General features: G+C 65.4%; 12 protein-coding genes. 1 reads left to right on the forward strand and 11 read right to left on the reverse strand.

All coding sequences use genetic code 11. From position 1 onward, the window contains the following. Nucleotides 1-42: 42 nt before the first annotated feature. From BLS50_RS27285 to BLS50_RS27335, 11 genes are all read right to left on the reverse strand, one after another. Nucleotides 43-2,016 carry an FkbM family methyltransferase gene (locus tag BLS50_RS27285; RefSeq protein ID WP_074805569.1) on the reverse strand — a complete coding sequence of 658 codons (1,974 nt, stop codon included), beginning with the start codon at nucleotides 2,014-2,016 and terminating at the stop codon, nucleotides 43-45. A 24-nt stretch (nucleotides 2,017-2,040) separates the two neighbouring features. Beyond that, a complete protein-coding gene (locus tag BLS50_RS27290) occupies nucleotides 2,041-3,177 on the reverse strand; it encodes a DUF2827 family protein (RefSeq protein WP_074805572.1) in 1,137 nt (378 codons plus the stop codon). Between the two features lie 33 nt (nucleotides 3,178-3,210). Next, nucleotides 3,211-3,678 carry a DUF4019 domain-containing protein gene (locus BLS50_RS27295; RefSeq protein WP_074805575.1) on the reverse strand — a complete coding sequence of 156 codons (468 nt, stop codon included), beginning with the start codon at nucleotides 3,676-3,678 and terminating at the stop codon, nucleotides 3,211-3,213. Between the two features lie 26 nt (nucleotides 3,679-3,704). Beyond that, a complete protein-coding gene (locus tag BLS50_RS27300) occupies nucleotides 3,705-4,859 on the reverse strand; it encodes a DUF2827 domain-containing protein (RefSeq protein ID WP_074805578.1) in 1,155 nt (384 codons plus the stop codon). A 14-nt stretch (nucleotides 4,860-4,873) separates the two neighbouring features. Beyond that, nucleotides 4,874-6,019, reverse strand: coding sequence for a DUF2827 domain-containing protein (locus tag BLS50_RS27305; protein WP_074805581.1), 1,146 nt, complete (start codon nucleotides 6,017-6,019; stop codon nucleotides 4,874-4,876). Between the two features lie 390 nt (nucleotides 6,020-6,409). Further along, entirely contained in the window at nucleotides 6,410-7,075 is a 666-nt protein-coding gene (locus BLS50_RS27310) for an OmpA family protein (RefSeq protein WP_011546965.1), read from the reverse strand. Between the two features lie 120 nt (nucleotides 7,076-7,195). Next, nucleotides 7,196-15,364, reverse strand: a complete 8,169-nt coding sequence (locus tag BLS50_RS35610) for an ESPR-type extended signal peptide-containing protein (RefSeq protein ID WP_074806753.1) — start codon at nucleotides 15,362-15,364, stop codon at nucleotides 7,196-7,198. A 963-nt stretch (nucleotides 15,365-16,327) separates the two neighbouring features. After that, the gene (locus tag BLS50_RS27320) at nucleotides 16,328-17,230 is read right to left on the reverse strand and encodes a hypothetical protein (protein WP_012339443.1); all 903 of its coding nucleotides are present in this window, start codon (nucleotides 17,228-17,230) and stop codon (nucleotides 16,328-16,330) included. Nucleotides 17,231-17,325: 95 nt separating this feature from the next. Next, nucleotides 17,326-17,544 carry a hypothetical protein gene (locus tag BLS50_RS27325; RefSeq protein WP_006480563.1) on the reverse strand — a complete coding sequence of 73 codons (219 nt, stop codon included), beginning with the start codon at nucleotides 17,542-17,544 and terminating at the stop codon, nucleotides 17,326-17,328. A 233-nt stretch (nucleotides 17,545-17,777) separates the two neighbouring features. Continuing rightward, entirely contained in the window at nucleotides 17,778-18,428 is a 651-nt protein-coding gene (locus BLS50_RS27330) for an NADPH-dependent FMN reductase (RefSeq protein WP_012339459.1), read from the reverse strand. Nucleotides 18,429-18,738: 310 nt separating this feature from the next. Next, nucleotides 18,739-19,044 carry an NIPSNAP family protein gene (locus tag BLS50_RS27335; RefSeq protein ID WP_006490913.1) on the reverse strand — a complete coding sequence of 102 codons (306 nt, stop codon included), beginning with the start codon at nucleotides 19,042-19,044 and terminating at the stop codon, nucleotides 18,739-18,741. A gap of 293 nt (nucleotides 19,045-19,337) precedes the next feature. On the opposite strand from BLS50_RS27335, the gene BLS50_RS27340 reads away from it, so the two are divergent. Next, on the forward strand, nucleotides 19,338-20,126 hold the full coding sequence (locus BLS50_RS27340; RefSeq protein WP_074805584.1) for a GNAT family N-acetyltransferase: 789 nt from the start codon (nucleotides 19,338-19,340) through the stop codon (nucleotides 20,124-20,126). Nucleotides 20,127-20,224: the final 98 nt, after the last annotated feature.

Here is a 20,224-nt window from a genome sequence, read left to right on the forward strand (position 1 = left end):
TGCGGGCCCGGTACCGCGGCCCGCTCGCGCGGCCGTCGAATCTCAATCCTTCCCGAAACCGCCGAGCACCAGCGCCATCGCGCGGTCGATCGCATCGTCCCATCGACCGACGTGCGCGGCGCGCACGATCCGGATGCCGGGGTAGAGCGCGGTGCGCGAGCCGGTTTCCCAGCGCGCGTCCGCTTTCGGGCTGAGCAGCAGCACGGCCGGCACGCCGAGTGCGCCGGCGAGATGGATGTGGGCGGTGCAGGTGGTCACGACGGCGTCCATCGCGAGCATCAGCGCGGCCAGATCGCTGAAATCGCCGATCGCGTGATGCGGGAAGGTGACCGGCAGGTCCGATTGCTCGGATTGCGCGGACAGGTCGCGATTGAGACAGTACGCGGCGTAGCCATGCATCCGCGCGAGCGGCGCGAAATCGCGCAGGCTGGCCGCGCGATGGAAGCGCGCATCGCTTTCGTCGCGTCCGCGCCAGTTCAGCCCGATGCGACGCGTGCCGGGCGCATGGCCGTCGTGCGATACGCGCTCGCGCCACGCGGCCGCATGCGCGGGCGGGCACGTCAGGTACGGGGCCGGCATGCCTTCCGGCGTCGGCGCGTAACCGAACAGCGCGGCGAGCATCAGGAACGAGCACCAGTAGTCGTGGGCGAGCTGCGACGTGTCGACCCACGCGCCGTGCGCGCCGACGAATTCGATGCGCGGGAACGTCTCGCGCAGCAGGCCCGTCAGCGCGTCGGGTACGACCACGGTCACGCCGGCGCAGCCGAATGCGTCGAGCGCATGCAGATAGCGCGCGTACTGAAGCTGATCGCCGACCCCGCCGTAGCTGAGGATCAGCAGCCGCTTGCCGTGCAGCGGCTGACCCTGGTAGAGCCGTTCCGTCGGCAGCCCGAATTGCGCGGCCGTCAGCACGTTTTCACTGTCGATGGTGGCGCGTGCGGCCTCGTCTCGCCGGCCGGCGCGCAGCAGCAGTGCCGAGCGCGCCAGCTGGATGCGCCCGCGCGCCGCGTCGGGCAGCGCGGCCGGATCGCCGAAATGGTCGAGCGCCGCGAGCCCGGCCTCGGGTGCGCCGGCAAAGCCGTAGCACGACGCGAGCTGCAGCGCGATCGCATCGTCGTCGAGCCCGCGGCCGCGTGCGCGTTGCCAGCGGTCGATCGCATGCCCCCACTCGCCGCGCGATTCGTGGTCGAGCGCGCGGTTCCAGTTCGTTTCGGGGGCGTCGGCGTCGGTGGGCGCGGCCGTCGCGGAATCCGTGCCGCGTTCGGCCGTCGAGCCGACGGCGAGCGGTTCGCCGGTGATGAACAGGTGCTGCCGGTTCCAGCGCGAGTTCGGCACGCACAGCATGTTCAGCCCGTCGATCCGGTAGAACGTGTAGTCGAGACCGGCGAACGTGTCGATGATCGGCGCCTCGCCGACTTTCCAGTATTCGATCCAGCACCACGGCAGATGCGTCTCGATCAGCCGCCGCGCGCCGCGCAGCGCGTCGATTTCCATTCCTTCGATGTCGAGTTTCAGGAAATCCAGCCGCGGCAGGCCAAGCGAATCGAGCCGGACGACCGGCGTCGGCGTGCCGCCGGAGGCTTGCGCATCGACGAGCGAGACCTGCCCGAAGTCGGCATCCTGTCCGTAGTCGACGTCGGGCACTTTCATCGTGCCGTTGGCGGCGGCCAGCCCCATGTTCAGCAGATGGAGATTGTCGAGCTGGTTGAGCGCGACGGTGCCGCCGAGCGCGTGAAACAGCGTGCGTTGCGGCTCGAACGCGTAGACGCGGCCGCCGCGCTCGCGCAGCCGGTGCGCGATCGGCACGCACACCAGCCCCGCGTTCGCGCCGCCGTCCACCGCGATCGCGCCGTCGGGCAACTGGTCGATCACCTGCAGGATCGTGTCGAGTTCGCCCTGGATATGCGGCCGGCCGGTCTTGATCAGCGCCTCGGCCTGCAACGCGCAATGCCGGTTGATGACGAACGGGCCGTGGATCGAATCGATCACGACGAAATTGCGGACGGTCTGATTCATGGGCAGGGGCGCGTGCGAAGGCAATCAGCCGAGCGGGCGGTCGGCGAACAGATGCTGAATCTGCGTGGAATACGCGCGCACGTTGTGCTCGGCGAGCGTGTCGACCTGGTGCAGGCAGCGGCGGGCGGCGGCCGCGTAGTCGTCGAGCCGTGCGTCGTGCGTCTGCGCGGCGGTCGCGATCGCGCGCGCCGCATCGAAGATCTCGAAGTCCGGATAGTAGTAGCCGACGTCGCGCAGGAACGGCGAGTTGTGCACGAGCGGGTAGTTGCCGTACAGCGCGTCGTACAGCAGGTAGTTCAGGCCGTTTTCCCAGTGGTGCGACACGACGATGTCGGTGTGATGCGCGGCCCATGCGACGAACGGCGCGCGCACGTCGGCGGTGGCCTTGCCGTCGCGCACCATCTCGAGCCCGAGCGCGAGATGCTTGAAGGCGACGTTTTCCTTCTTGTCGAACGTGTTGGTCATGTACACGTGCTCGACGAGCTCGGGATGCTCGACGTAGCACGCGTTCGCGGCGAGCATCGGCACGATCGCGCTCTTCACGACGTTCAGGTTCGGCTCGAAGAACGCGATGCGCTTGGCCGAGCCGTGGTTGCGATAGCCGAAGCGGGCCTTCAGCTCGGGATCGGCGTCGAGGCTGCGCTCGATGAAATACGGCGACCAGATATGCGGCAGCTCGATCACCGGGGCACGGTACACGGCCTGGAAATACGCGGCGCACGTGTGCATGTGCTGCGGATTGGTCCAGATCTCGTCGAACTGCACGCGGTGCGGGTTCGGCCGCCAGTCGTTCTTCTCGAAGTTGATCGTCTCGACCGCGATCACGTAGTCGTTGCCGAAGCGATACGACACGCACTTGCCGCCGCGCTGGCGCACGACGTCCGTGTGCGACGGGTCGATGAACGCGTTCATCTCGATCAGCAGGTCGGTCTGGTGAACGACGGCCGACAGCGGCCGCAGCGCGTCGCCGAACGCGTCCATCATCAGCGCCTGCGGATACTCGGTGATGCCGTTGTCGTGCGCGAGCCAGACCTCGCCGATCAAAGGCGACTGCTTCAGCAGCATGTACAGGTACACGCAATGCTGGTTCGCGCCGTTGTACCAGATCGACTGCGTCGCGTCGCGCTGCACGTTCATCGTTATCGCGACATTGAGTTTCATCGGATCGGCTCCGTGGGGCGGGCAGTGCGCGGCTTACTGCGCGGCGCTTTGCGTCTGACGCGGCACGTAGCCCGTCAGATGCCAGCGGCCGTCGGTTTCGAGGCGGAAGCTCAGCTTCTCGAACATCATGGCGCCGCTCGTGAGCGTCGTCGCGTAATCGACGTTCGCATAGAGCCCGTCGGGCATTCCGGTCGTCCGCTCGTAGCGGATGCGCGTGACCTGCGCCCAGCCGCGATGGCTGACCGCGCCGACCGACTGGCGTGCCTGCTGCATCTGCGCGGCGAACTGGTCCTGCTTGAAGCGCGCCTTGACGAACGGTGCGGCGTCGCTCCATACCGCCCCGTACTGGCCGGCGTCGAGCTGCTTGAACACCGCATCGGAGTCGCGCAGCAGCGTGTCGGCCGATTCGCCGGCGGCTTGCGCGTGCGCGCCGATCGCGATCGATGCGGCGGCGCAGCCGATCAGCCATTTTGCGCGGGTGAGGGGCGGGCGTGCGTTCATGGTCAGGGTCCGGAAAGGGCGGCGCGTCACGCGTCGCGATAGAGGGTGGCGATCGCGTCCGTATAGGCCGCGACGTTCTCGGGGTTGTAGATGCTGACCGAGTCGAGCACATGCTTCGACTGCTCGCGGTAGGCGTCGAGATTCGCGTCGTGCTCGGCGAACGCCTGCAGCAGCGCGCGGCCGCCCGCCTGGCAGTCGAAATCCGGATAGAAATACCCGGCCTTGCCGAGGAACGGCGAGTTGTGGATCAGCGGATAGTCGCCGTACAGCAGCTCGTAGTACAGGTAGTTCTGCGCGTTCTCCCACGTGTGCGACACCACCGCATCGCCGTACGCGGCCATGAACTCGTACACCGCATAGCGGCTCTCGAACGTCGTGATCCCGTGGTTCACGATGTCGAGGCTCTTCGCGAAGTGCACGAACGTCGGATGTTCCTTCAGGTGAATCGTATTGCACACGCGCACGAACTCGAGGAACTCGGGCTTCGCGCGATACGCTTCCTCGGTCACGAGCATCGGAATGATGCTCGTCTTCACCATGCAGATGTTCGGCTCGAACATCGTCACGCGCCAGCGCGGCTTGGCCGGCTGATAGCCGAACGTCAAACGGGCGCCGAGCGTCGCGCGCGCCTTGTCGAACAGCATCGGATGCCAGATGTGCGGGACGATCGTGACCGGCGCGCGCAGGCCCGTCTGGTAGTAGTGCAGGCACGAGCGCTCGAATTCGGGAATCGTCCACACCGCGTCGTATGGCGCGCCAGAGAACAGGAAGCCCGACGGCTTGTCGAACATCGCGCGTTCGATGTCGATCACGTAGTCGTTGCCGACCCGCATCGTGACCACCTTGCCGCCGCGTTCGCGAAACGCGCGCAGGTAGTCCGCGCCGAACTGCGCGCTCATTTCGATCAGCACGTCGCAGCGCTCGAGCGCCTCATCCATCGACAGCAATGGCACGTTCCACTCGCCGAGCATCATCTGCGGATCGGCGACCTGTTCGCCGCCGTTCACCATCACGGCATCCGCGACGAGCGGCGACTGACGCAGCAGCAGGATCAGCAGCAGGCAGTTCTGGAAAATGCCGTTTTCCCACAGCGACTGGCCGGCGCCGCGCACGAACAGCGACACGCCGACGACGAGACGCTTGCCCTCGCCGGGCGCTTGACGGGCATTGGAGTCCGACATGCGTATGCTCCGGTTCAGGCGACCAGACGCGAGACGAACGCGTCGAGGTTCGCGGGGTTGTCGATCGAGACCGACTGCAGCAGCCGGCCCGCCTTCGCGCGGTAGTCGTCGAGGCGTTCGTCGTGATGCAGCCACGCTTCGAGCAGCGCGCGGCCGCCGGCAGCCGAGTCGAAGTCCGGGTAGTAATAGCCGGCGTCGCCGATCAGCGTCGAGTTGTGGATCAGCGGATAGCCGCCGTACAGCACGTCGTAATACAGATAGTTCTGCCCGTTTTCCCAGTGGTGCGACACGACCGCATCCGCGTGACGCGCCATGAAGCCCGGCAGGTCGAGTCGCGGCTCGAACGTCGCCTTGTGCTGGCGCACGAGATCGAGGCTGTTCGCGAAGTGCACGAAGGTCGGATGTTCCTTCATGTGCATCGAGTTGACGACGAACATGTGTTGCACCGCATCAGGCCGCGCGCGGTAGAACGCGTCGCACGCGAGCATCGGGTAGTGGCAGGACTTCGCGACCGAGATGTTCGGCTCGAGCATCGCGAGCTTCCACGGCCGCTGGCCGGGCTGATAGCCGAACGTCGCGCCTTCGTCGGCCAGCGTGGCCACGCGGCGCTCGAGGAAGTACGGCGACCAGATGTGCGGCATCAGGTGGACGGGCGCGCGCAGGATCGTCCGCAGCATCGGCGCGGCGGTCTTGTCGTATTGCGGCAGCAGCCACACTTCGTCGAAGGGTGCGCCGTTGAACACGTGCCCCGACGGCTTCCCGAAGATCGGCGTTTCGCACAGGCCCGCATACACGTGCCCGCAGAAGAACGCGGCGATCTTCTTGCCGAGCGCCTTCATGTGCCTGAGCCATTCGACCGGCAACTGCGCGCCCATTTCGATCACGACGTCGAGTTCGTGCGTGACGTCGGTGGGCTTCACGAGCGGGATATCGAGGCCGTCGAGCTCGAGGCCGGCCGGCAGTGCGTTGGCGTCGCCGCCGTTCAGGAAATAGACGGGACCGACGCGATCCGAGCGCTTGAGCATCATCGCGAGGAACGCGATGTTCTGGTGAATGCCGTTTTCCCAGATCGCCTGGCCGTCGCGCGCAAACAGCGAGATGCCGACCGCCGGCCGTTGCTTGCGCGTGCCGCCCGCGGCGGCTTCATTGATGTCCGTCACCGGTTGGTTTCCTCTGCGGCGTCGTGCGTCCGGGCATCGCGTCGAGCGTCTGGCCGGCAGCGGCGCGCCGTGGATCGTCATGGTTGGATTCGCGCCGGTGGCACCGCGGCGCGCGAACCGGGCGACGGGATTCGCGAAGGCGGCAGCCGGATTCCGGCGTGTCGCCGGGCACGCCTGGGACGGCGCGCGTCGGGCGGACTGCCCCGGCGACTGTCTGCGGCGATTGTGGCATGGAAACCGCCGGTTTTGGCAGGACGTGACGAACTTTGACATAGCCGCCGGCCGACGGAAGCGGGCGCCGGCGAAGCGGCGCCCGGTCGTCTTGTGGCGTGCCGGCGTGGCGCGGCTGGCCTGCCGGATCGCGCGGCCGCATGGGCGGCCGCGGACGGCTCAGTGCTGCAGCCGGATTTCGACGCGGCGGTTGCTGGCGCGGCCTTCCGGCGTCGCGTTGGACGCGACCGGATCGGCCTTGCCGCGGCCCGAGACCGTGATCGAGTCGGTCTTCAGCCCGTGCGCCTTCAGATAGGCGGCGACCGATTCGGCGCGGCGCTTCGACAGCGCGAGGTTGTAGTCGTCGCTGCCCACCGAGTCGGTGAAGCCGGTGACCGTCACTTGCGAGTACGTGCGGTCGGCGCGCTCGCTCAGCAGCCGGTCCAGCGATTCGCGCGCGGTCGGCGCGAGCGTCGCGTGGTCGGTGGCGAACAGTGCATCGCCGGACAGGTTCACGCGTTCGATCACGGCGGCGGGTGCGGGTGTGGCGGCCGAAGCCGCTTCGGCTGGTGCGGCGCCGCACTGGAACACCAGCGTGGCCGGATCGGATTTGTCGCGCAGCGCGCGGGCCGAGTCGACGGCGCGCACCGGCTCGTCGCCGCAGATCTTGCGGGCGGCCTTCATGCAGGTCTGCGGGCCCGACAGCAGGCCGTGGCAGTCCACCTGGAAGGTGCGCACGCCGTCGCGGGGCTGCAGTTCGGAGGCGCTGAAGGTCGGGCCGGATGCGGTCGAGCACGCGGCGAGGGCCGTTGCGGAAAGCGCGAGCGCAAGAGCGAGTTTGTTCACGGTGACGTCCTTAAAGCTTGGGTTGACCGAGGCCCGCCGCGCGGTGCGCAGCGGGCTCGTCCTGCCGTCGGGCCGCGGGTCGCCCGGCTGGCGAGCCGGACGGCCGGGCGGCGCGACGCGTTACTTCCACTGATACAGCATGCCGGCGCCGATCACCTTCTGACCGCCGCTAAAACCGCCGTTGATCGACGCCTTCAGGTTCTCCGTGATGCGCGCCTGCATGTTGACCGCCATCGCCTTCTGGCCGAGGAAGGTCGACGTGCCCACGCCCATCCCGAAGTTGGCGTCGCGATCGAGCTGCGGGATCGACGCCATCGCGCCGACGGCCGCGATACCCTGCTTCGCCATCTGGTCGGTCTGCTGCAGTTGCGAACCCAGCGAGTTGATCTGCGCCTGCTGGCCCGACAGTGCCGTCGACAGCGTCGTCTGCACCTGCGTCAGCTGGTTCACGTTCACCGCGTCGGTGCCTTGCGTGCCCGGCGCGACGTTCGTGATCTGGCGCTGCTGCTGGTCGCTGCCGACCGACACCACGTTCGAGCGACCGCCGTCGTTCGAACCCGCGCCGATCGCCACCGAGTTCGAGCCGGCCGTGACCACCGGAAGGTCGTTGCCCTTGCCGTTCAGGTCGGCGGCGACGCCGTTGTTGTTCGCCGCACGCGTCGTGTTGTTGTTGAGCGTCGTCGACAGCTGGTTCAACTGGTTGTTGATGTTCGTCACGCCGGTCGACAGCGACGCCACGTTGCTGTTCGTCGTGCTCAGGCCGGTGGACAGCGAACCGATGCCGGTCGAGGTCGACGTCGACAGCGAGTTGACGTTGCTGTTCGTCGTGCTGAGGCCCGTCGACAGCGAGTTGATCGCGGTCGAGGTCGACGTGGACAGCGAGGCCACGTTGCTGTTCGTCGTGCTCAGCCCGGTCGACAGCGAGTTGATGCCGGTCGACAGGGATGCGACGTTCGACGCGGTGGACGTCGACAGCGTGTTGATCGCGTTGTTCGTCGCGTTCAGCTGGCTGCCGTTGATCGCGTCCGTGCTCGTGGCCGAGATCCGGCCCGCGGCGACGTTCGTGATCTGGCGTTCCTGGCCCGGTGCGCCGACGCTCACCACGCCGACCGGCGAGCCGCCCGCGAACGGGTACGTGACGCCGCCGATCGTGGCGCTCGAGGTGCCGACCGCCGCGGCCGTGACCGAGTTCGCGCCGAGTGCGATCGAGTTCGCGACGTTCGCTTGCGCGTTCGTGCCGAAGGCGAGCGCGTCGGCGGCCGTGGCCTTGGCGGCCGAGCCGTAGGCCTGGGCGCCGGTGGCGCTGGCCGTGGCCTGGCTGCCCAGCGCGATCGTGTTGTCCGCGGTGGCCTGGTTCGAGCTGCCGAGGGCCAGCGCGCTGGCGCCGGTTGCCGTGTTCTGGTTGCCAAGGGACACCGCGCCGTCACCGGTCGCCGTGTTGTTCGCACCCATCGCCACGGCGCCGGTGCCCGTCGCCACGTTCGGGTCACCGATCGCGACCGCGCCGTCGCCCGACGCCGTGTTGCCGGAGCCGATCGATACCGCCTTGCCGCCCGTTGCCGAGGCGTTCTGGCCGATCGCGACCGCGCCTGCCGTTTGCGCGTTCGAGCCGTCGCCGACTGCCACGCTGCTCGCGCCCGCCGCGCTGGCGTTCACGCCGGCGGCGAGGGCGTTGGTGCCCGTGGCGCCGTCGTTGGCGTAGTTGGCTTGCTGCACGCCGTTGTCGTTGACGCTGTAGTAGTGCGTCTTCGCGGCGTTGATCGCGGTCGAAGTCGAGGTCGACAGCGACGACACCGAGCTGTTCGTGCTGCTCAGGCCGGTGGACAGCGAGCCGATGCCGGTCGAGGTCGAGGTGGACAGCGACAGGATCGTGCTGTCCGTGCTGCTCAGGCCGGTGGACAGCGAGCTGATGCCGGTCGAAGTCGAAGTCGACAGCGAGGTGATCGAGCTGTTGGTCGAACTCAGGCCGGTGGACAGCGAACCGATGGAGCTCGTGGCCGACGACAAACCGGTCGAGGTGGAGGTCGACAGGGACGTGATCGAGCTGTTGGCCGACGAGAGACCGGTCGAGGTGGAGGTCGACAGGGACGTGATCGAGCTGTTGGCCGACGAGAGACCGGTCGAGGTGGAGGTCGACAGGGACGTGATCGAGCTGTTGGCCGACGAGAGGCCGGTCGAGGTCGAGGTCGACAGCGAAGTGATCGAGCTGTTGGCCGACGACAGACCCGTCGAAGTCGAGGTCGACAGCGAGGTGATCGAGCTGTTAGCCGACGACAGGCCGGTCGAGGTCGAGGTCGACAGCGAATCGATCGAGCTGTTGGCCGAGGACAGACCCGTCGAGGTCGAAGTCGACAGCGAAGTGATCGAGCTGTTAGCCGACGACAGGCCGGTCGAGGTCGATGTCGACAGCGAAGTGATCGAGCTGTTAGCCGAGGAAAGACCCGTCGAGGTCGAGGTCGACAAGGACGTGATCGAGCTGTTGGCCGACGACAGACCGGTCGAAGTCGAGGTCGAGAGCGAAGTGATCGAGCTATTCGCGGACGAGAGGCCCGTCGAAGTCGAAGTCGAGAGCGACGTGATCGAGCTGTTGGCCGACGAGAGGCCGGTCGAAGTCGAAGTCGAGAGCGACGTGATCGAACTGTTAGCCGACGACAGGCCGGTCGAGGTCGAGGTCGACAGCGAATCGATCGAGCTATTAGCCGAGGACAGACCCGTCGAAGTCGAGGTCGACAGCGAGGTGATCGAACTATTAGCCGACGACAGACCCGTCGAGGTCGAAGTCGACAGCGACGTGATCGAGCTATTAGCCGACGACAGGCCGGTCGAGGTCGACGTCGACAGCGAAGTGATCGAGCTGTTAGCCGACGACAGGCCGGTCGAGGTCGAGGTCGACAGCGAATCGATCGAGCTGTTGGCCGACGACAGACCCGTCGAGGTCGAGGTCGACAAGGACGTGATCGAGCTGTTAGCCGACGACAGGCCGGTCGACGTCGAGGTCGACAGCGAGGTGATCGAGCTATTAGCCGAGGACAGACCCGTCGAAGTCGAGGTCGACAGCGAGGTGATCGAACTATTAGCCGACGACAGACCCGTCGAGGTCGACGTGGACAGCGAATCGATCGAGCTGTTTGCCGACGACAGGCCAGTCGAGGTCGACGTGGACAGCGAATCGATCGAGCTGTTTGCCGACGACAGGCCAGTCGAGGTCGAGGTCGACAGCGAAGTGATCGAACTGTTGGCCGACGACAAGCCCGTCGAAGTCGAGGTCGAGAGCGAAGTGATCGAACTGTTAGCCGACGACAGGCCCGTCGAAGTCGAGGTCGAGAGCGACGTGATGGAGCTGTTAGCCGACGACAGGCCGGTCGAGGTCGAGGTCGACAGCGAATCGATCGAGCTATTGGCCGACGACAGACCCGTCGAGGTCGAGGTCGACAAGGACGTGATCGAGCTGTTAGCCGACGACAGGCCGGTCGAAGTCGAGGTCGACAGCGAGGTGATCGAGCTATTAGCCGAGGACAGACCCGTCGAAGTCGAGGTCGACAGCGAGGTGATCGAACTATTAGCCGACGACAGACCCGTCGAGGTCGACGTGGACAGCGAATCGATCGAGCTGTTTGCCGACGACAGGCCAGTCGAGGTCGAGGTCGACAGCGAAGTGATCGAACTGTTGGCCGACGACAAGCCCGTCGAAGTCGAGGTCGAGAGCGAAGTGATCGAACTGTTAGCCGACGACAGGCCCGTCGAAGTCGAGGTCGAGAGCGACGTGATGGAGCTGTTAGCCGACGACAGGCCGGTCGAGGTCGACGTCGACAGCGAAGTGATGGAGCTGTTAGCCGACGACAGGCCGGTCGAGGTCGAGGTCGACAGCGAATCGATCGAGCTGTTGGCCGACGACAGACCCGTCGAGGTCGAGGTCGACAAGGACGTGATCGAGCTGTTAGCCGACGACAGGCCGGTCGACGTCGAGGTCGACAGCGAGGTGATCGAGCTATTAGCCGAGGACAGACCCGTCGAAGTCGAGGTCGACAGCGAGGTGATCGAACTATTAGCCGACGACAGACCCGTCGAGGTCGACGTGGACAGCGAATCGATCGAGCTGTTTGCCGACGACAGGCCAGTCGAGGTCGAGGTCGACAGCGAAGTGATCGAACTGTTGGCCGACGACAAGCCCGTCGAAGTCGAGGTCGAGAGCGAAGTGATCGAACTGTTAGCCGACGACAGGCCCGTCGAAGTCGAGGTCGAGAGCGACGTGATGGAGCTGTTAGCCGACGACAGGCCGGTCGAGGTCGACGTCGACAGCGAAGTGATGGAGCTGTTAGCCGACGACAGGCCGGTCGAGGTCGAGGTTGACAGCGACGTGATCGAGCTGTTAGCCGAGGACAAACCCGTCGAAGTCGAGGTCGACAACGAAGTGATCGAGCTGTTAGCCGATGAGAGGCCCGTCGAAGTCGAGGTCGACAAGGACGTGATCGAGCTATTAGCCGACGACAAGCCAGTCGAAGTCGAAGTCGACAGGGAAGTGATCGAGCTGTTAGCCGACGACAGGCCGGTCGAGGTCGAAGTCGAGAGCGAGGTGATCGAGCTGTTGGCCGACGAGAGGCCAGTCGAAGTCGAAGTCGAGAGCGAAGTGATCGAGCTGTTAGCCGACGACAGACCCGTCGAGGTCGAAGTCGAGAGCGATGTGATGGAGCTGTCAGCCGACGACAGACCGGTCGAGGTCGAAGTCGAGAGCGAGGTGATCGAGCTGTTGGCCGACGACAGACCCGTCGACGTGGAAGTCGAGAGCGAAGTGATCGAGCTATTAGCCGACGACAAGCCCGTCGAAGTCGAGGTCGACAGCGACGTGATGGAGCTGTTAGCCGACGACAAGCCAGTCGAAGTCGAAGTCGACAGGGAAGTGATCGAGCTGTTAGCCGACGACAGGCCGGTCGAGGTCGAAGTCGAGAGCGAGGTGATCGAGCTGTTAGCCGAGGACAGACCCGTCGAAGTCGAAGTCGAGAGCGAAGTGATCGAGCTGTTAGCCGACGACAGACCCGTCGAGGTCGAGGTTGAGAGCGACGTGATCGAGCTATTCGCGGACGAGAGGCCGGTCGATGTCGAAGTCGAGAGCGACGTGATCGAACTATTAGCCGAAGACAGGCCAGTCGAAGTCGAAGTCGACAGCGATGAAATGGCGCTGGTCGCAGTACCGACTTGCTGGGCGACCGAATACAGCTGGCTGCCGTTGATCGCGTCGGTACTGGTGGAGGTCACTTGACCGGCGGCGACGTTGGTGACTTGCCGTTCCTTGCCGGCATCACCCACGCTGACGACGCCGACCGGATTGGCACCAGCGAATCCGCTGAACGTCACACCGTCGACGGTCGCGCTGCTCGTGGGCGTTGCCGCGACGGTCTTCGAGCCGGCGCCGAGCGCGACGGAATTGTCCGTGCTGGCGACGGCGCCGGAGCCAATGGCGACGGCGTCGGCGCCCGTTGCGGTGCTGTCGGCGCCGGTCGAGTTCGCGTGGAAGTACTTGATGCCCTGGCTGTTGATATTGTTGATCGCCGAGCCGACGCTGTTGGCGGTCGAGGTCGTACCGTTCGCGTTGTACGTCGTATATGCCGGTGCGGAAACCGTCCCCGTCGCCGGGTCGTAGGTCGAGCCGCCGCCGAGTGCTGACGCCGTGCTCGTACCGAGATTGTTCGTCTTCGTCGTGACGGAGCTCAGGCCGGTGGACAGCGAACCGATGGAACTCGTGGCGGACGAAAGGCCAGTCGACGTGGAAGTCGACAGCGAAGTGATCGAGCTGTTAGCCGACGACAGACCCGTCGACGCCGACGTGGAAAGCGAGGTAACCGAGCTGTTGGTCGAGCTGAGTCCGGTGGACAGCGAGCCGATGGAACTGGTGGCCGACGAAAGACCAGTCGACGTAGAAGTCGACAGGGACGTGATCGAGCTATTGGCCGACGACAGCCCCGTCGACGCCGACGTGGAAAGCGAGGTAACCGAGCTATTGGTCGAGCTCAGGCCGGTGGACAGCGAACCGATGGAACTGGTGGCCGACGAAAGACCAGTCGACGTAGAAGTCGACAGCGACGTGATCGAGCTGTTAGCCGACGACAGACCCGTCGAAGCCGACGAGGAAAGCGAGGTAACCGAACTGTTGGTCGAGCTCAGGCCGGTGGACAGCGAACCGATGGAACTCGTAGCGGACGAAAGACCGGTCGACGTGGAAGTCGAGAGCGAGGTGATCGAGCTATTAGCCGACGACAGCCCCGTCGAAGCCGACGTGGAAAGTGACGTAACCGAACTGTTGGTCGAGCTGAGTCCCGTGGACAGCGACCCGATGGAACTCGTGGCCGACGAAAGGCCGGTCGACGTGGAAGTCGACAGCGACTTGATCGAGCTGTTAGCCGACGACAGCCCCGTCGACGCCGACGTGGAAAGCGACGTAACCGAACTGTTGGTCGAACTCAGGCCGGTGGACAGCGACCCGATGGAACTCGTGGCCGACGAAAGACCAGTCGACGTGGAAGTCGAGAGCGACGTGATCGAGCTATTAGCCGACGACAGCCCCGTCGAAGCCGACGTGGAAAGCGAGGTAACCGAACTGTTGGTCGAACTCAGGCCGGTGGACAGCGAACCGATGGAACTCGTGGCCGACGAAAGACCAGTCGATGTGGAAGTCGACAGCGACGAAATCGAGCTGTTAGCCGACGACAGCCCCGTCGACGCCGACGTCGACAGGCTCGTGATGCTCGACGTCGTCGTGCTCGCAACCGAATAGAGCTGGCTGCCGTTGATCGCGTCGGTGCTGGTGGCCGTGACGAGGCCTGCCGCGACGTTCTGGATACGGCGTTCCGAGCCCGACTGCCCGACGCTGACGACACCGCCCGCCGAATTGGAGCCGGCGAAGTTGCCGAACGTTTGACCGCCGATCGTGGCGTTGCTGACGGTGGTGGTGCCGCCGGACGTCGCCGTTGCCGCACTGGTCGTCAGCGCGTTGTAGCCGAGGGCGACCGAGTTTGCGACGCTTGCGGTCGAATTCGAACCGAGTGCCGTGCCATAGCTTCCAGACGCCACGGCCGCCGCACCGACGGCGACCGCCCCAGCGTTGCCGCTGGCCGTCGAGCCGTTACCGAGCGCGAGTGCGTCCGTGCCGGTAGCCAGCGACTTGGCGGCGAAGCTGCCGACGTTACCGAGCGCGATCGCGCCGGTACCGTTCGCGGTCGCGGCGTTGCCGATGGCGATCGCGCCGTTGGTGCCCGTTGCCGACGCCGAGCTGCCGATTGCGACGGCGCTGTTGGTTGCCGTGCTGCTGTTGCCGAGCGCGACGGAACCCGTGCCGCTCGCCGAGTTGCTGTTGCCAAGCGCGATGGCGCCGGAACCGTTCGACGTGTCGTTTGCGCCGATTGCCAGCGCGCCCGTGCCGGTGGCGCTGTTCGGATCGCCGATCGCAACGGCGCCGTCGCCGGTCGCGACCTGGCCTCGGCCGATCGCGACCGCGCCGCCGGCGGCCGTGGCGCCGTTCGCGGTGGTACCGGACGAGCCGATCGCCACGTTCCGGCCCGTTGCGCCGGAGACGACGCCGTCGCCTTGCGCGATGCCGTACGCACCATTGACGGTCGCACCGCGACCGACTGCGATTCCCGACGTGGCGGTCGACGCGACGGACGATTGCCCGCCGATCGCGATACCGTCCGAGGCGGCCGATTGAGCGCCCTTCGTTGCGTTGCTGCCGATGGCGATCGAACCCGCACCCGAGGCGAGCGTCGAGTTGGCCTGCGACAGCGGCGTCGTACCGTCGCCGCCCGCGCCGCCGATCGCGACCGAGTTCAGCGCGCTGGCCGTCGAACCGAAGCCGAGGGCGGTTGCGGCGGCGCCGCTGGCGGTGGTTTCGAGACCGGCCGCGACACCCCAGAGACCGGCCGACGATTGCATACCGGTGGCGACGGCGCCGTTGCCGGTCGCCTGCGCGAACGAGCCGTATACCGTGACACCGGTCCAGCCATTGCCGTTGGAGTTACACCCGGCTACGACCGAATACGTTCCGGAGCCATCGCCAGCCTGGTTTTGCGTGCCACCCGGGTTGACGCGGCCGACCGCGCCGTTGCTGCCCGTGAAGCAGGTCTGCTGTGTGTTGAGCGTGTTGGCCTCGGCCAAGCCGGGCAGACTGATCGCCAAGGCCGCGACTGCTGCCACCACGACGGCCGACTTGTTCGGCTTGCCCCGTGCCGAATCGTGTTCCGATGCCGCGACCCAGGCGCCAAGAGCTTCGTTCCAGATCGAGCGGTATGTGCGGTTCATGTCCTGCTACCTCCAAATGTGCACGCCACACACCGGTCTCTTTTCTTAGAGGATTACTCCGTGCGCTCGCGCGAATCTCAAAATTGATGGGCGGAGTTTATTGGAGGTGGATTTTAGAGATTGACAAACAGTGATAAATGAGGGGAATGGAAAGTTAAAGAATGGTTAATGCGACGTGTTTTGATGTGCCGGAGATGAATGAATTTGAAAGTTGTAAGAATGTGTCGTGAAGGGTTTGATTTTTTCTCGGTCCATCTTGGTTTGTATATAAAAATCAAACACTTGCGACGGTTTTGTGCGGTAGATTACACATCGAATCACATCAAAAGTAAGACAAATGAAATAGCAAACGTTTGCGCGTCATCGAATTCTTTCATGTTTGTAATGTTTCTTGACGGGATGGAGGATAATTCTTTTTCCATTTAATTAATCTATTAATAGATTTCCTTTTGATGAGTATTGTTTTTTTATTTATGGATTATAAAATAATTAAAATTATCTGATTCGGTAGGCATTCGGTTGTGCTGATTTACGCATCATGTCCGGCGCGGGTGCCCGTGTGACGGGCGTTCCCGGCGAGCCGGTCCGGTGAAGTTGTAAAAAAGTGCTACAGGACGAAAAACGAAACGGTCTGCGTCAATTTATCGGTTTTGTCCTATTGACGATCGCGCTGACATCGGCGTTAAGGCGGAATCGGCGCGCATGCGGGAAGCTGAGCGGACACGCTTGCGGCGGGGTGTTTGGCGGGGTGCCGACAGCCGTCAAAGACCACGGGTCGGCGTCGAGTCGAAGGCGCTCGAAATGTCAGATCCGGGGTGCGGCAATTTGTCAGTCATGCCGAGGACGGCGCGACGTGCCGAAGAAAAAGAGGGATGGATCGAATGTATCGGACGCGCCACAGTCGGCCCACGGGCGTGGACCGAACCGGGCGCTTGCCGCCTGACCCGCGGCAAGCGCCCGACTTCACTTCTTCAGAAACCGCAGCGCAAACCGCGCCATCCGCGGCACGAACATCGGGCGCAGCAGGCGCTTGTCGTAACCGGCCATCCGCCGGTCGTTCTCCACGAGACACAGCTCGATCAGCTCGCGCGGGTTCAGCGCATCGCCGATGTCGGCGGTGCCGGTCGCCGGGAAATTCGCGTCACGGGCTGCGCCGTCGGCATCGATGCCGCGCGCGATGCTCATGCGGTCGCGGATCAGTTGCACCCACACGGCCGCCACCCGTGCGAAGAACCACGGCCGGCGCCACCACGGCATCGTGCGCCAGTACCACGCGTACCAGTTCACGAAGAACAGGATGTGGCGGCCTTCTTCCTGGATCACGGGCTCGAAGGTCTCGACCAGCTCAGGCGGGAAATAGCCGGAGCGCTGCGCGGAGCGGAACAGGCCGAACGCGAAAAAGCTGTCGATGCATTCGCTGAAGCCCGTCATCATCCACGACCATTCGGGATCGGTCGGCGCCGGGTAGGCCGGCTCGGGCGCGAGCCGGATGCCGTACGCCTCGACGAGCTTCGACAGCACGACCTTGTGGCGGGCTTCCTCGCCGCCGTCCATTTCGAGCGCGCGGCGCAGCAGCGGATCGTCGACCGTTGCGGCGTAGGTGGCCACGCGGATCGACGCGCGGCCTTCGGTTTGCACGGCGATGTCCCAGATCGGCAGCGACGTGAGCCGTCTGAGTTCGGCCGGCTGGAGCGCCGGCCAGTCGATCACGGCCGGCTTGTACGGGTTGTGTGTGTCGAGCAGCATCCGACAGAACATCTGCTTGTGCGCGTCGGAACCGATCCGGACGGGACCTTGCCTCTCGAAGGTCCAGTTGCGCATCGCGTGATCTGCGGCTGCATGCTCTTCCTGCAGCGTGTCGGTCATGGCTATTGTTATGCGATTACGGATCGAAAGATTCTTGCACAGCTTCCGTCATCGCGTATTTTCGAGCGGCCATGTGCACGCCGGCCCGGCGCGCGTCACGCGTTCGTGTCGACCCAGAGGCGGCCCCAGCGTGATGCGTAGGCGAGGGCGTGCTCTTCCTCGAAGAAGAAATCGATTGCGTCGAACGACACGGAGCGCGGCGATGGGCCGCCGCTCGCGCGTTCGATCGTCAGGTTGGCGGCGAACAGCCCGTTCGGCAACCGGGCGGCAGCGGGAGCGACTTCATAGCCCTTGTAGCGGATCGTACGGTTCATGGCGTGCGCGGAAAAAGTTCGGACTTTCAGCGTACGAAAACCTGCCGGCTGCGTGAACCAATCTTTCGGCCAATGCAAATCACGCGGCGGGCTGAATCGTTATCGGGGTGGTACGCGGAAACGGTATGTTCGAGCGGCGAGACGATGCGCCCGGCATATCGCCACGCGCTGGAAGACGCGCCGCGCGCCCCGTCGAATCTCGTCGATCGGAGGCGCGCGGCGGAATGCGGAAGTTACTGGTTGGCGACCTTCAGTACGGGCGCGAGCGCATCGACCGATGCCGCGTGCGAGGCCGCGCGATGCGACGCGAACGCGAGCGCGAATTCGGCGGCTTGCGTGCCGACCGTCTCGAGTTGCGCGACGACCTTCGGGTCCGAGCAGCTGTCGGCGCTTTCGAAGCGCGTTTCCAGCGTGTTGACGGTGGCACCGAACGGCGTCGGCCAGCCGCGCAGCGCATGGACGATCGAGCGCAGCGACGTCAGCACGGTGCCGGCCGCCTGCCAGCCGTACGCGGTGACGATCAGGCCGACCGCGCGGCCGTCGAGATAAGGGCGTTCGTCCGCGCGCAGTTCCTCGAGCGTGTCGAGCGCGTTCTTCACGAGACCGGACACGCCGCCGTGATAGCCGGGCGTCGCGATGATGATCGCGTCGGCCTGGCGCACGGCGTCGATCAGCTCGCGCTGCGCGTCGGTCAGCGTTTTGTGTTCGGGGGCGTAGTGCGGCAGCGTATGCAGGAACGGGCCGTCGAACAGGCGCGTGCGTGCGCCGGCGGCCTGCGCGCCGCGCAGTGCGAACGACAGCGCGCGTTCGGTGGACGATGCGGCTCGGGTGGTCCCGCCGATGCCGACGACGAACGGGCGGCGGTGTTGATCGAATGCAGTCAAGGGGCGCTCCTGGGATTGGCTTGCCCGGCTAAGCACAGGCTTAAAACCAGATGGTAACGACCCCGTCGCCACTCTGAAAACGACTTTTCGTTCTATCGATATGCCGCGTGGCGGGGGCAATCGTGTGCGCGGCCCCGCAGATCGATAGCAGAAATGCTTGGTTGAGACGGTGCGCCACGGTCGATAAGATGGGCTCGTCTCCTCCATGATGTCTCTACTGACATGGGTTGGCCCCGCCGCGCGGATGCAGGCGGGGCTTTTTTTCGTCTTCGGCCGGAAAACGGGGCGCGATGCGCGGCGACGCCGCCCGTCACTCGAACACCGGCCGGAAGAAGCTGCGCTCGTAGCTGACGATGCAGCGCGTTTCCTCCGCGTAGCGGAACGCGGCCTGGCAGGCCGGATCGTCCTTCGAGCGTTCGCGGTAGCGTTCGTATTCGGCGAGGCTCGGGAACGAGAACATCGCGAGCGCGATGTTGCTCGCGCCTTCGGACGGCAGGAAGTAGCCGTGATGCGTGCCGCCGAACTGCTCGACGAGCGGAATCCACATCTTGCCGTAGGTTTCGAATTCGACGAGTTTGTACGGATCGACGACGTAGCGAAGGAAGCAGGTGATCATGGGCGCTCGCGGGGCGGTGACGGAGCAGCGAGTCTGGAGCGCGGGGCGGTACGTGTCAACGGCATGCGCGCGGATGTGGACATCACCACGCGACTTCATTGCATGGCGCGTTGCTTGCGCGAACAACGATCGGTGCTTCGATGCGTTCGCCACGACGTGCACGCAGCATCGGAACGATGCCGTATTCGCGACCTCCGCCCGCCGTCTTGGCCCGGAATTTTTACGACATTTTTTCTTGCGACGGCAACCGGCGCGCTCCTAGACTTCGTGCATCTTCACCACGGAGCCTGGCCATGTCGATACCCTGGAACGCGATCGCCGAACGCACCGCTGCCGCGCCGCCTTCCAGGTGCGCCGATCGGGTGATCGTCCGGCGTTTCGATCCGGCAATCGACAGCTATGCACAACTGACGCCGATGCTGCACCGCGCGTTCGCGCGGCTCGGTGCGATGGGGCTCAACTGCACGTGCGTCGATCAGGACGAAGACGTCACGCGCCGCCGCGCGGAAGCGGGCGAGTGCTATGTCGCCGTGTGCGGCGGGCGTGTCGTCGGTACGGCCACGCTGTATGCGACCGATCCGTCGTCGGCCTGCTCGCTGTACCGGTGCGAAGGCGTCGCGAGCGTGCGCCAGGTGGCGGTGGACCCGGCTTGCCAGAGCCGCGGGATCGGCGCGTTGCTGCTGTCGTTCGCCGAGCAGTGGGCCGCGTTGCGCGGCTATGCGCTGCTCGCGCTGGATACGCCGCATCCTGCTGCGCACCTGCTGGCGTTCTACGGCGCGCAGGGCTTCGAGGTGGTCGACGTGATGCGCTTCGCCGGCAAGCGCTACGACAGCGCGATCCTGTGCAAGCGGCCCGTTGCCCATGCTGTGCGCCGCGTGTCTCCGGTATCGCGGCTGGCCGCGCGCGTGGCGGCCGTGCGGCGTGTCGTGCTGGCGTGGGCGCCGCGCATCGTCGCGGTGGCGCGGCGCGAGTCGGGCATGCGTCGCACCGGACGTTTCGCGGCGCGCCGCGCGGCCGGCGGGGCCAGTTGCCGGTCGTCGCCGTGGCGGCCGCGTCAGCACGGCCGCTTCGCGGCGCGATAGCGGCGGGCAGACTCCGGCTCGGGCCGCTGGCGCGTCGTGCGGCCTTCACGCAAAGGTGGAAGGCGAGCCACTCGATGAATCGGTGCGGTCACGCGTGG

It is taken from the genome of Burkholderia orbicola (assembly GCF_900100915.1).
Classification (GTDB): Bacteria; Pseudomonadota; Gammaproteobacteria; order Burkholderiales; family Burkholderiaceae; genus Burkholderia; species Burkholderia orbicola.